Below are 11,877 nucleotides of genomic sequence, written 5' to 3' on the forward strand. Positions count from 1 at the left end.
TACGTTACCCGCAGTAGGCGTGCACGCCGATCTGGCGGGTGCGCCCGTGTTCCTCCGGGGCACCCATCCTGCTACTCAGACGTGGTTGCGGCGGCCTCCTGATGGTCGTGAGCCATGGCAATCTCCTCGGCACGCCGCTCGTTGGCCTCTTCAGTCAATTCCGCGCCCGCTTCCGGATCGCGGGTGAGGTTCTCGCCGGACTCGGGGTCGAAGAGGTGGATTCGCCGGGTATCCAGCCACAGTTCAGCGTCCCGTCCGCCACGCACCCGGCTGGCCGCATCGAGGGTGACAACGACCTGCGGCCGCAGCTCGTCGGCGTCCATGTCCCTGGCCAGGTTGTCCAGCAGCTCACGGACCTCCGGGGTCGGGTCGAAGTGGATGTAGCCGTATTGTTCGTTGCCCAGCCACTCGGTGTGCGTGATGGGTGCCGTGAAGGTGGAGCCGTGGGCTTTCTTGTGTTCTTCGACCAGGGAGGCGTCTTCGAAGAATTCAGGCCGGATCCCCACCAGAACGACCTTTTTGCCTGCGGCCTTGGCCGCCTTGTCTTCGGGGATGCGGATATCGCCGACTGCAGTTTCGAGGATGTTGCCGTCCTTGAAGGTCGCCGGGAGGAAGTTCATCGAAGGCGATCCGATGAAGCCTGCGACAAACAGGTTAACCGGCTGCTCGTAAAGTTCCCGCGGGGAGGCGACCTGCTGAAGGATGCCCTTCTTCAAGACGGCCACCCTGTCTCCGAGTGTCATGGCTTCCGTCTGGTCGTGTGTGACGTAGACACTGGTGACGCCCAGCCTGCGCTGCATCTGGGAAATTTCGGAACGCATTTGTCCGCGGAGCTTGGCGTCCAGGTTGGAGAGCGGCTCATCGAACAGGAAAGCGTCGGCCTGGCGGACAATCGCACGTCCCATGGCCACACGCTGCCGCTGGCCGCCGGAGAGGTTCGCAGGCTTGCGGTCGAGGTGTTCGGTCAGCTCCAGCGTGGCGGCTGCATCGTTCACCAGCTTCTTGACCTGCTCATCGCTGTACTTGCCCTTGTTCAGACGGAGCGGGAAGGCGATATTCTCAAAGACCGTGAGGTGCGGATACAGGGCATAGTTCTGGAACACCATGGCCAGGTTCCGGTCCCTGGGTGCCTTGTCGTTGACGCGCTCGCCGTTGATCAGCAGGTCGCCGGAGGTAATGTCTTCCAGCCCCACAATCATCCGCAGCAGCGTCGACTTTCCGCAGCCGGACGGACCAACGAGAATGATGAACTCCCCGTCCGCGATGTCCAGGCTGATGTCATTGACGGCTGGGAAACCGTCGCCGTACTTCTTGACGAGGTTCTTGAGCGTAATCGATGCCATGCTCATGGCTCCTTTTCTAGTACCGTGCGTCTGGGGCTAGCCCTTGACGGCGCCCTGGGTTAGTCCGGAAACGATCTGTCGCTGGAACAGCAGTACAAGTACAACGACCGGGATGGTCACAATGATCGCGGCTGCGGAAATTGCTCCAGTCGGCGCTTCGAACTGGGATGCTCCGGTAAAGAAAGCCAGGGCTGCCGGCACGGGGCGGGCAGCTGAGGTCGAGGTTAGGGAAATGCCATAGACGAAGTCGTTCCACGCGATGAAGAAGGCAATGATCGCCGTCGTGAAGACGCCGGGGGCTGCAAGCGGAACGATTGCCTTGCGGAACGCCTGCCAGGTGGTGGCTCCGTCCACCTGTGCTGCCTGCTCCAGCTCCCAAGGAATCTGCCGGAAGAACGCCGCCAGCGTCCAAATCGAAATCGGCAGGGTCAGGGAGAGGTACGGGATGATGAGCCCCGGCCAGGTGTCGTACAGGCCGATGTTGCGCCACAGGTTGAACAACGGGGTCACGATCGAGATCACCGGGAAGATGGAAACACCCAGGGCAGTTGTCAGCACCAGCCGTTTGCCGGGGAAATCCAGCCGGGCGATTGCGTAGGCACAGAGGGTGGCAAGCACCACGGCGATCACGGTGGCGATCAGCGAGATGCCGATCGAGTTGCGGAGGGCGGAGAGGAAGAGTTCCTGGGCGTCCCCGACCAGGATCTGTTCGTAATTCACCGTGGACCAGTTGGTGGGGAGGAAGGACCCCGAGGTCAGGTCACTGGGAAGCTTGAACGACGTCGCGAAAATTGAGGCGACCGGAAACAACGCGTAAATGATCACGACAATTGAAATGATGGTCCATGTGACGCGCCTGCGGATCGGTGACGACTTCATTTAATTGCCCCCTCGTGCGCCGGTCAGGTCCACCTTGAAGAGTTTTATTGCTACGAAACATATGAGGATCACGCAGAGGAAGAGCAGTACGGAAACCGCTGAGCCCATACCGATCTCCAGCCGGGTGATGGAGGTCCGGTACGCGAGCAGCGACAAGGTCTCCGTGCCGTAGGCGCCTCTGGTCATGATGTAGACATTGTCGAAGATGCGGAACGCATCCAGTGCACGGAAAAGGACTGCCACCATGATGGCCGCCTTCATGTTTGGCACGATCACCCTGCTGAACCGCTGCCACCAGGTGGCGCCGTCGACTTCGGCTGCCTCGGTCAGCTCACCGGGAACCTGTGCCAGGCCGGCCAGCAGCAGCAGCGAGATGAACGGCGTCGTCTTCCAGATTTCAGAAGCCATGATCACCGTGATGGCGGTGCCGAAATCGGCAAACCAGTTCAGGTCGGGGCTAATCCCGGGTACCCAGCCGAACCAGTGGTTCACGTAACCGGAGTTGATATCGAAAGCGTAGAACCAGGCGAAAGCCGAAACCACGGTAATGATGCCGTAGGGAACCAGGATTGCGGTCCGGAGCCAGCCCCGGACCGCTTTCAAAGCGCTGTTCATAACCATGGCGAGGGCGAAACCGAGAACCAGCTCGATGACGACCGTGACAACGGTAATGAGGAGAGTTACGCCCAGGTCCCTCCAGAAGACTTCGTCGGTCAGGATAGTGACGTAGTTGCTGAGGAAGACAAACTCCCGGTCATCCGGCGCGGTGAGCCGGTACTTGAACAGAGAATCCCAGAGGGCCAGGAGGATTGGGTACGCCGTGACAGCCAGCATGATGATGAACGCGGGGCCCGCAAGCCAGAAGCCCAGCCTGCGTTCGGCCTTGGCGCGGTCGCTGAGCCCTGCCTTTCGCGGCTTGGGACTGCCGCCAGCGGAGGCACGTGTCTCGACAGACGTACTCATAGCAGCCTCTCTCCCTTCAGGACCTCAAGAATGAACTGCTGGCTCGTTTCCGGGGTGGTCTCCGGATCGACATCCTGCGGCGGCGTCCAGGTTTGCTGGATGCCGGTGGAGATTTCGTTGTAGTACGGAGTCTGCGGGCGGGGTTTCGACAGCTCCAGCGATTCGCGGATGGTTCCCGCCATGGGGAACGTGTCAATGACCTCGGGGTCGTTGTAGGCGTCAGGGTTGGAGGGCGGATTGCCGTTGGTTGCGAAGTAGTATGCCTGGTTCTCGGGGCTGACGATGCACTCGATGGCCTCGAAGGCCAGATCCGGGTTCTTGCTCTTGGAACCAACACCAAGATCGATGCCGCCCAGCGGGGGTGCAGTATCCTCACCGGCGTTGACCTGGGGGTAAAGCGCCCAGCCAATGTCATCAATCAGGGTTGCCGGCAGGGTGCCTTCCTCAACAGCGGCATTGGTTGCAGGCCAGACGAAGGGGTAGTTCACCATGAACGCACCCTTGTCCCCTTGGAACTGGATCATTGAGAAGTTCTCGGTTTGGGTCGGAAGTCCGGGGCCGCCCAGCCCTTCCTTGCCGATGGTCGACACGATCTCAGCGGCCTGTGTACCGGCCTCGGAGTCCAGTCCCATTTGGATTTCGTCTGCCGGGGCGTCCGGGTTTTCCACGATGTGCCCGCCGGCGGATTCGACTAGGGCGTTTACCCACACAGTCATGGACTCGGCGCGGGCGCCCTGCACGCTCAAGTACTTGTCCTGGCTGCTGACTGCCTCGATCAGCTGGTCCCATGTCACCGGCTGGCTCATGTCCAGTCCGGCAGCCTCAGCTACGGACTTGCGGTACCAGAGGATCTGCGTGTTGGCCCAGAACGGCACCGCAACCACTTCGTCTTTCCACGTCGCGCCGGCAAGGGCGCCTTCCACGACGTTGGCCGTGGTGCGTTCGCGGACATCATCAGGTATGGGAGCGAGGTATCCCGGTTCGGCGTACTCCGGCACGTTTGGCGGGTCCAGGCTCATGATGTCCATGCTCGTATCACCGGCTGCCAGGCGCCGGGCCAGCTGTTCGCGCTGTGAAGCGGCATCATTAGGGAGCAGGGAGGTCTCGATGGTGTACTTGCCTCCGGAGGCATCAGTACACCGCTTGGCAAGTTCTGCCTGTCCACCGTCATCAGGGTTGATATACCAGGTCAAGGTCGGTGTGGCCCCGGCGTCTGAGCTGCAGCCGGCCAGCACGGTGGCGGCCACCGCAGCGGCGAACCCCGCGGCTGCGAACTTCTTCCTGCGGGCCCTGCCGGGAAGTCTTGCGTCTCTTGGCATTGGTGTATGCCTCCACCTCGTCGTAGGCACGGACAGAGTGATTTTCCGCGAAAGGCTGAAAGCTCAGCAACCTTTCGATCGACCCTAAGCCCTTGGCGCGTATTGCGCCACAGTTGGGCGGGGAAACAGGCAGAACGACTAGTGGCGGCGGAAGACGCCCTTGTTTTTTCGAGGTGGGGAGAGTCGGGAAATCCCGGTCGGGAGGGCGGCGGGAGGGGGCCTTAGAGTGCGGGAACGGACAGCGGAGGCCGTGCCGTTCCGGCGGTCACTGCCTCTGCCGGATCAGTGCCGAGCTTGAGGATGCGGTTCGCTTCGTCAACGTGAACGACGGCGGGGGTGTAGGAAAGCGCTTCCTCTGTGGTCATATCGGCATAGGTAATGAGGATAACCAGATCGCCGACGTCGACCAGGTGGGCTGCGGCGCCGTTGATTCCGATGACACCGGAACCGCGTTCGCCGGCGATGGTGTAGGTCTCCAGCCGGGAACCGTTGTTCACATCGACGATTGAGACGAGTTCGCCGGGAAGAATGTCAGCGGCTTCCAGAAGGTCCAGGTCCACGGTGACGGAGCCGACGTAATGGAGATTCGAATGGGTAACGGTGGCACGGTGGATCTTGGACTTAAACATTTTCCGGTTCATAGCGTGTCCAAGTGTACGCCCCGGTCACAGGCCGGAAGGCGGTTGCATTGGAGCGGGCGACGGGAATCGAACCCGCGTATCGAGCTTGGGAAGCTAGCGCTCTACCATTGAGCTACGCCCGCATGGCCGGTGGAGCACCGGCACAGGAAACTACTTTACATGCCATTTGCATCATGGGCGCAAATGGCGTTCACGCCGACGCGCCGGCAGTAACACGGCGGCGGTAGAAATCCAGCGGGTCGGGGGCCTAGGCCCGGCGGCGCGTCTGGCGGGATCCCTCACGGGCGCGGTCGACCAGTTCCCGCCAGCTCCCCTGAAGGGACTGTTCCGGGATGGTGACGGCCTTCTTGCCGACACTGATTTCGTACGTGAACCGGTCATTGCCGTCCTCGTGGGATTCGGGCGGGTCCTGCAGCAGAGGAAGCCAGCGTTCCTCGGCTTCCTCGGAACTCACCTCACTGCTCCAGGTACGCCGCATGCCAGCAAGCCCGCCCGTACGCACCACAACCAGTCTCATACCATGACATTAACCTCTCGCCATGCTGCCTGCACAGCAGAACTTTCTTCGGTTCCGGCTCCGTAACGCTTTTCCGCGGCGGTGATGGTGGCTGCGGCAAAGAGACTGAAGGTGCAGTCGGCCGGAAAATTCGGCTCGGTAATCGTGTCGTACCAGATCTGGCCTGCCCGTTCCCAGGCGTAACCGCCGAGCCCGGCTGCCGTGAGATAGAAGGCCCGGTTCGGGATGCCCGAATTCAGGTGCACGCCGCCGTTGTCGGACGTGGTCTCCACATATCCCGTCATGTCGGCGGGCTGCGGGTCCTTGCCGAGCACGTCGTCGTCGTAGGCGGATCCCGGCTCCGACATGGAACGCAGGCCGCGTCCGTTGACCTCGGGAGTGAACAGCCCCTCACCGATGATCCAGGACGCCCCGGACGCCGTCTGGCGCAGGAAATACTGCTCCGTCAAGGCACCAAAAACGTCCGAGACCGATTCGTTCAAAGCCCCGGCCTGTCCCTGGTAAATGAGCTTAGCCGTGTACTGGATGATCCCGTGGGCCAGTTCGTGGCCGATGACCGTCAGGGATTTGCTGAACCGTTCGAAGACCTCTCCGTCGCCGTCGCCAAGGACAATCTGCGCACCGTTCCAGAAAGCGTTGTCGTAGTCGATCCCGTAATGCACGGTGGCCTGCAGCGGCTGCCCGGCGCCGTCAAGCGAGGAACGGCCGTACACATCGCTGAAGAGTGCGTAGGTAGCTCCCAGCCCGTCGTAGGCTTCGTCGGCCGCCGGGTCTGATGTGGGCGGAGCGCCCTCCGCCCGGACCGGGACCCCGGGAAGGCCCTGGCGCTGCTGGGCGTCGAAGACCGTGCGGCGCAGCTTGGGCGTGAGTGCGGTACCTGAACCGGGTGCGGGGGCGGAGCGGCCCAGCTGGCCGGCTTCAGCGACTGCATCAAATTCAAGCAGGGTCCGGCGTGCGGCCACGGCGGCCCCAGCCATGCGGTCCGGCCGCTCCGCAATGCGCGAAAGCAGGTAGGGCGGCACTATGGAGCAGTGTCCAGCGGGACCTTCATGAACATGGCGGTGGACATGCCGGTAGACATGCTTGGCGGAATCTCTGAGTGGATCTACTGTGCGGGTCACCTTACAGCCCTCCATCTGTAGTGAGTTTCCCCAGACTAGACCCCGCTACCGACACTGCAAGGCAGTACCGGCAAAACCGCTGACGCTTGTCCATAAGGAAACAAAAAGCACCGGAAATCTGCGGTTTTGCCGGTTTGGTGTGCTATTCCGCTGCGGTTTCCCCGCTTTGGGGACGTGCCTGGCCGCCGAAGGCCGCCACGACGGCCTCTACGCCTTCGGGCCCGAGTTCCAGTCCCAGCGAGTTGCCAGGGTTGATGGCAAGCCCGTACCCCGGGGCGATGCTGCGGAGGGTGGCTTCCCCGGAGGCCTTGACCATGATGGGGGCGGCGTCCCGGATGCGCTGCGGGATGCGCTGCGCATCCGTAAACGTGGCGGCCACCGGTGCAGCTCCTTCGGGGGACTGGAGGACCAGTGCCTGGAAGCTGGCGGGGTCGTCTTCGACCGTCAGGCGCCCGACGCTCAAAAGGTCGGAGTTCCAGATCGCCGTAATAACGTCCTGGTTGCTGATCTTGCCCTCCTGGCCTTCCTGGATAGCCTGTTCCAGGCCGGTGGAGGGCTCCAGGGTGCCTGCCGCTCCGGAACTGCCGGCTTCCGGCGTGCTGCTCGCGGCGTCGTTGGATTCGGTGGATTCGTTATCGGCTTCGTGATCCATGGGGCCTCCTTGGAGGGTCGGTTGCATAAACGGCCAGTCTTCCACAGCCCTGCCGTGGCGCAGAAGCAGATCCCGGGAGCCTGAAGCTACCGTGAATTCATGGACAAGAACACCCGCGACCTGGAACCCGAAATCGAGCGGGACTTCAGCCAGAAGATGAGCTATGGATCCTATCTGGGACTTGAGGACCTGCTCGCAGCCCAGCATCCGGTCAGCAAGCCGGAGCACCACGACGAAATGCTCTTCATCATCCAGCACCAGACCTCGGAGCTGTGGCTGAAACTGGTGCTGCACGAACTGCGGGCCGTCCGGGCACGGCTGATGGCTGACGACCTGCGTGCAGCCATGAAGGGCATTGCCCGGATCAAGCACATCCAGCGCTCGCTGACCGAACAGTGGTCGGTCCTGGCCACCCTGACGCCGTCGGAATACGCGGAGTTCCGCGGGGATCTCGGCGCGTCCTCCGGTTTCCAGTCCTATCAGTACCGCGCCGTGGAGTTCCTGCTGGGCAACAAGAACGCCGGCATGATCGAGGTCTTTGCGGCGGATCCGCAGGCACAGGCGCTGCTGGAGGAGCTGCTCGGGCAGACCAGCATCTACGACGAGTTCATCCGCGCCCTTCACCGGATGGGTTACACGCTCGCGCCGGACCTGCTCGAACGGGACGTCACCCAGGCGCATGTCTTTGACGAATCCCTGATGCAGGTCTTCCGGCACGTCTACGAGAATCCCGCCGAGAACTGGGACATCTACGAGGCATGTGAGGAACTCGTTGACCTGGAAGACAATTTCCAGCTCTGGCGCTTCCGGCACCTGCTCACCGTGCAGCGCACCATCGGCATGAAACGCGGGACCGGCGGCTCCTCGGGGGCGGGGTTCCTGAAACGTGCACTGGACCTCACGTTTTTCCCTGAGCTTTACGCGGTGCGGACCGAAATTGGACAGCGCTGACGATGCGCTATTTTTAGAAGGTGCTGATATCTGACCGCGACATTCGAGCCGAAATTGCTGACGAGCGGATCGTCCTGGACCCCTACGACCCCGCAATGGTCCAGCCCTCCAGCGTGGATGTCCGGATTGACCGGTACTTCCGGCTGTTCGACAACCACAAGTACGCGCACATTGATCCGTCCCTGGACCAGCCGGACCTGACCCGCCTGGTGGAAGTGGCTCCGGACGAGCCGTTCATCCTGCACCCGGGTGAGTTTGTGCTGGGATCCACGTACGAATCCGTCACGCTGCCCGACGACGTCGCGGCACGGCTGGAGGGCAAGTCGTCCCTGGGGCGGCTCGGGCTGCTGACACACTCCACGGCCGGCTTCATCGACCCGGGCTTTTCCGGCCACGTGACCCTCGAACTCTCGAACATGGCTACCCTGCCGATCAAGCTCTGGCCCGGGTCGAAGATCGGCCAGCTCTGCTTCTTCAAGCTCACATCGCCCGCCGAGTATGCCTACGGAACCGGCGCCTACGGCAACCGCTATCAGGGCCAGCGGGGCCCGACGGCGTCACGCAGCCACCTGAACTTCCACCGCACCAGCATCTAGCAGGCAGGTGCGCCGGAACTCCGCTCGTTCCGGATTATTTTCGAACTTCACATAATCCATGACCTAATTAGTCATGGACGCTACATGGTTTCGCGCTCATACTGGGACAACAGAGCGCAGGCGACGCACGCTGCGGCGTGCTCGAAGGAGAACCATGGAACCGTCCACCTCAGCAGAACATTGGGACCAGGAAGTCGACCTCCTGGTCTTGGGGTCCGGGGCGGGCGGTTTGTCCGCAGCGCTGACTGCAGCAGCCGAGGGCGCATCGGTTCTGGTCCTTGAAAAAACCGAGTACCTGGGCGGCACCACCGCTTACTCCGCCGGGACCTGCTGGGTGCCGAACAACCGGTTCCAGCAGCAGATGGGAATCCTTGATGACCAGGAGCGTGCTGTGCGCTATCTGGACGCCGTCGTCGCAGACAAGGCTCCCCGCGACGGCTGGCTGGCCTATTTGGAGGCGGCGCCCCGGATGCTGGAAGAGTTTCAGCAGCTGGGAGTGACCTTCCGGCATTCTCCCGCGGTAGTGGACTACCACTCCGAGCTGCCCGAGGCGGGTGCTACCGGCCGTGCGCTGGAGCCCGATCCTTTCGACGGCCGGCTGCTGGATAAGTCTGATTTTCGTCGCGTCCGTCCACCGGTGCCGGAGTTCGCGCTGATGGGCGGAACCCTCATGCTCCGGCGTGCAGAGGTTGCCGCCCTGCTCAAGCTCTTTAATGGTTCGCTGGCAGAGCGGGCCAAAGCAGTCGCCCTTGCAGCCAGGCTTGGTGCCGGGTGGGCACGGGACCGCGTCACGCGTCCCCGGGGCACCCGGCTGGTGATGGGCAACGGCCTGGTGGCCAGGCTGTTTTATGAATCACGCCGGCGCGGGGTTGAATTCCGGTTTGGTGCGCACACCGGCGAGCTGATCGTTCAGGACAACCGCGCCGCAGGTGCTCTTGTAACGCACGAAGGCAGGCGCCTTCGGATCCGGGCACGGCGCGGGGTCGTGCTTGCGGGCGGCGGTTTTGCCCACAGCACACGGATGCGTGCTGAGCTGATGCCCGAACCAACCCCGCAGTACTCGCGGGCCGGGGAAGGAGCCACCGGAGACACCCTTGCCCTTGCCGAGGCCGCAGGGGCCGCACTTGGCCGTGACAACGGGGAAAATGCATTGTGGTTCCCCAGTTCGATCGGCCGCCGCGCCGACGGATCCAGGGTGGTCTTCCCGCATATCTGGGACCGTGCCAGGCCGGGCGTGATTGCTGTGGGAGCCGACGGCAGGCGGTTCACTGACGAGTCCTGCTCCTATCACCGCTTTGTGCGGGCGATGTTTGCGTCTCCTGGAAGCAACGCCATTCCCGCGTGGCTGGTGGTGGACTCACGGACCCTCGGCAAGTACGGACTGGGCATGATTACGATGCCCCACCTGCCCCGGGCCGCGCTGAAGAGGTATGTGAAGGACGGGTACTTGTATGAAGCGGACACCCTTGCCGGCCTCGCCGGACGGATCGGCGTCGACCCGGCGGGCCTTGAAGCGACCGTCAAGCGGTACAACGGCTTCGCAGCCACCGGCGTGGATGAAGAATTCCATAAGGGTGAACTGGCTTTTGGCAGGGCGGCAGGGGACCCTGAGCACGGACCCAACCCGAACATCGGTCCCGTCGAAAAGCCTCCGTTCTATGCCATGGCAGTAGTGCCGACGCCCCTCGCTACCGCCTACGGGATCCTGACGGACGGCAACGGGCAGGCCCTTGATTCCCAGGGAAACCCGGTGGCCGGTCTCTATGCCGTCGGAAATGATGCTGCCTCGGTGATGGGTTCGGAGTACCCCGGTGCCGGCGTGCAGGTTGGTTCTGCCCTGACGTTCGGATGGGCAGCTGCCCGCCACGCGGCCGCTGGGGCAGGGTCACTGGGTAGGGTGAAGGAATCCGGGACCGTTTAGCGTTAGGTTTGAGTATTCGTGGAAATCCGTTGGCTGGAAGCATTCGTAGCTGTTGCAGAGGAGCTCCACTTCGGCAATGCAGCGGTCCGGCTGCGCATGGCGCAGTCTCCGCTGAGCCAGACCATACGCAAGCTCGAACGTTCGCTGGGTGTTGAGCTGTTCCACCGCAGCACCCGCTCGGTGGAGTTAACCGCGCCGGGCCATGCCCTGCTGCCCTACGCCCGTGAGGTGCTGGCGCAGCTGGACGTCGCTGCCAAGGCCGTCAAGCTGCCACAGGGTGAGGTTTACGGAAACCTCACCCTGGGATTTACCGGGGTCCTGAACCATTTCTCATTGCCGCCGCTGGCGCGAGCGGTACAGCAGGCCTATCCGGAAATTGCATTGACGCTGGTAGGCCGGGTGATGACCCAGGATGCGGTCCAGCAGCTGGAATCGGGCACGCTGGACCTCGCCTTCGTTGGGCTGCCGGTGGATTCCTCCCGCATCAACGCCCGCCTGCTGGCGCAGGAACCGTTCGGAGTGATTCTGCCTGAGGGGCATCGGCTGGCCGGAATGGAAGCCGTTGACCTGGCGGCGCTCGCTGACGAATCCTTTATCCTGCCTCCCCGCAGTGCTGGATCGGTCCTGTATGAGGGCACCATGCGCGCCTGTTCAGAGGCGGGCTTTTATCCCAAGGCGGCGCAGGCCATCACGGATCCGTACATGGTCATGATGCTCGTGGCCGCCGGGATCGGCGTTGCGGTGCTAACGGAGGGGGTGGCCTCCATGCTGCCGCCGGGTGCCGTCTACGTTCCTTTGGCGGGCAAACCCCAGTACATGAACCACGGGCTTGCCTGGTCGATCCGCCCGGGTTCCAAGGCGCGTGATGCTGTCCTGGAGCTCAGTGAAACAGTGCTGCCGACCGCTTCTCCAATCATGTAAAAAGACTACATAGTCTATGTGTAATTAGGTCGTAGACATAATAAGTGTGGTGG

12 protein-coding genes and 1 tRNA gene are annotated in these 11,877 nt (G+C 62.6%); 4 read left to right on the forward strand and 9 right to left on the reverse strand.

The window, feature by feature from the left end; genetic code table 11:
* Window positions 1-71 precede the first annotated feature (71 nt).
* The 9 genes from LOC59_RS01490 to LOC59_RS01530 form a co-directional block, all read right to left on the reverse strand.
* The gene (locus tag LOC59_RS01490) at window positions 72-1,343 is read right to left on the reverse strand and encodes an ABC transporter ATP-binding protein (RefSeq protein WP_227894563.1); all 1,272 of its coding nucleotides are present in this window, start codon (window positions 1,341-1,343) and stop codon (window positions 72-74) included.
* Between the two features lie 36 nt (window positions 1,344-1,379).
* A complete protein-coding gene (locus tag LOC59_RS01495; protein WP_229970340.1) occupies window positions 1,380-2,222 on the reverse strand; it encodes a carbohydrate ABC transporter permease in 843 nt (280 codons plus the stop codon).
* Window positions 2,223-3,185 carry a carbohydrate ABC transporter permease gene (locus LOC59_RS01500; RefSeq protein WP_229970342.1) on the reverse strand — a complete coding sequence of 321 codons (963 nt, stop codon included), beginning with the start codon at window positions 3,183-3,185 and terminating at the stop codon, window positions 2,223-2,225.
* Window positions 3,182-4,504 (reverse strand): extracellular solute-binding protein, encoded by a 1,323-nt coding sequence (locus LOC59_RS01505; protein WP_229970344.1) that lies wholly within the window; start codon window positions 4,502-4,504, stop codon window positions 3,182-3,184. Before LOC59_RS01505 ends, LOC59_RS01500 begins: the two co-directional genes overlap by 4 nt.
* A gap of 221 nt (window positions 4,505-4,725) precedes the next feature.
* Complete coding sequence (gene panD, locus LOC59_RS01510; RefSeq protein WP_227894001.1) at window positions 4,726-5,145, reverse strand: aspartate 1-decarboxylase; 420 nt, start codon at window positions 5,143-5,145, stop codon at window positions 4,726-4,728.
* 48 nt (window positions 5,146-5,193) lie between these two features.
* Window positions 5,194-5,267, reverse strand: a tRNA-Gly gene (locus LOC59_RS01515).
* A 125-nt stretch (window positions 5,268-5,392) separates the two neighbouring features.
* Window positions 5,393-5,662 carry a protealysin inhibitor emfourin gene (locus LOC59_RS01520; protein ID WP_229970346.1) on the reverse strand — a complete coding sequence of 90 codons (270 nt, stop codon included), beginning with the start codon at window positions 5,660-5,662 and terminating at the stop codon, window positions 5,393-5,395.
* Window positions 5,659-6,639 carry a M4 family metallopeptidase gene (locus LOC59_RS01525; RefSeq protein ID WP_229970846.1) on the reverse strand — a complete coding sequence of 327 codons (981 nt, stop codon included), beginning with the start codon at window positions 6,637-6,639 and terminating at the stop codon, window positions 5,659-5,661. The genes LOC59_RS01520 and LOC59_RS01525 overlap by 4 nt, the downstream gene beginning before the upstream one ends.
* Before the next feature lie 286 nt (window positions 6,640-6,925).
* Window positions 6,926-7,435, reverse strand: coding sequence for an SseB family protein (locus LOC59_RS01530; protein ID WP_229970348.1), 510 nt, complete (start codon window positions 7,433-7,435; stop codon window positions 6,926-6,928).
* 99 nt (window positions 7,436-7,534) lie between these two features.
* Between LOC59_RS01530 and LOC59_RS01535 the strand changes: the two genes are divergently transcribed.
* From LOC59_RS01535 to LOC59_RS01550, 4 genes are all read left to right on the forward strand, one after another.
* On the forward strand, window positions 7,535-8,386 hold the full coding sequence (locus tag LOC59_RS01535) for a tryptophan 2,3-dioxygenase (RefSeq protein ID WP_229970351.1): 852 nt from the start codon (window positions 7,535-7,537) through the stop codon (window positions 8,384-8,386).
* A gap of 20 nt (window positions 8,387-8,406) precedes the next feature.
* Entirely contained in the window at window positions 8,407-8,982 is a 576-nt protein-coding gene (dcd, locus tag LOC59_RS01540; RefSeq protein ID WP_227894005.1) for a dCTP deaminase, read from the forward strand.
* Between the two features lie 154 nt (window positions 8,983-9,136).
* The gene (locus tag LOC59_RS01545) at window positions 9,137-10,903 is read left to right on the forward strand and encodes an FAD-dependent oxidoreductase (RefSeq protein WP_229970353.1); all 1,767 of its coding nucleotides are present in this window, start codon (window positions 9,137-9,139) and stop codon (window positions 10,901-10,903) included.
* Window positions 10,904-10,921: 18 nt separating this feature from the next.
* Window positions 10,922-11,824, forward strand: a complete 903-nt coding sequence (locus LOC59_RS01550) for a LysR family transcriptional regulator (protein WP_229970355.1) — start codon at window positions 10,922-10,924, stop codon at window positions 11,822-11,824.
* Window positions 11,825-11,877: the final 53 nt, after the last annotated feature.

This window comes from Arthrobacter sp. zg-Y916 (assembly GCF_020907385.1).
In the GTDB taxonomy this organism is placed as follows: Bacteria; Actinomycetota; Actinomycetes; order Actinomycetales; family Micrococcaceae; genus Arthrobacter_B; species Arthrobacter_B caoxuetaonis.

Coding starts and splice junctions, on each gene's coding strand:
- LOC59_RS01490 (WP_227894563.1), bottom strand. CDS start 1,343: ATGGCATCGATTACGCTCAAGAACCTCGTCAAGAAGTACGGCGACGGT.
- LOC59_RS01495 (WP_229970340.1), bottom strand. CDS start 2,222: ATGAAGTCGTCACCGATCCGCAGGCGCGTCACATGGACCATCATTTCA.
- LOC59_RS01500 (WP_229970342.1), bottom strand. CDS start 3,185: ATGAGTACGTCTGTCGAGACACGTGCCTCCGCTGGCGGCAGTCCCAAG.
- LOC59_RS01505 (WP_229970344.1), bottom strand. CDS start 4,504: ATGCCAAGAGACGCAAGACTTCCCGGCAGGGCCCGCAGGAAGAAGTTC.
- panD (WP_227894001.1), bottom strand. CDS start 5,145: ATGAACCGGAAAATGTTTAAGTCCAAGATCCACCGTGCCACCGTTACC.
- LOC59_RS01520 (WP_229970346.1), bottom strand. CDS start 5,662: ATGAGACTGGTTGTGGTGCGTACGGGCGGGCTTGCTGGCATGCGGCGT.
- LOC59_RS01525 (WP_229970846.1), bottom strand. CDS start 6,639: ATGGCTGGGGCCGCCGTGGCCGCACGCCGGACCCTGCTTGAATTTGAT.
- LOC59_RS01530 (WP_229970348.1), bottom strand. CDS start 7,435: ATGGATCACGAAGCCGATAACGAATCCACCGAATCCAACGACGCCGCG.
- LOC59_RS01535 (WP_229970351.1), top strand. CDS start 7,535: ATGGACAAGAACACCCGCGACCTGGAACCCGAAATCGAGCGGGACTTC.
- LOC59_RS01545 (WP_229970353.1), top strand. CDS start 9,137: ATGGAACCGTCCACCTCAGCAGAACATTGGGACCAGGAAGTCGACCTC.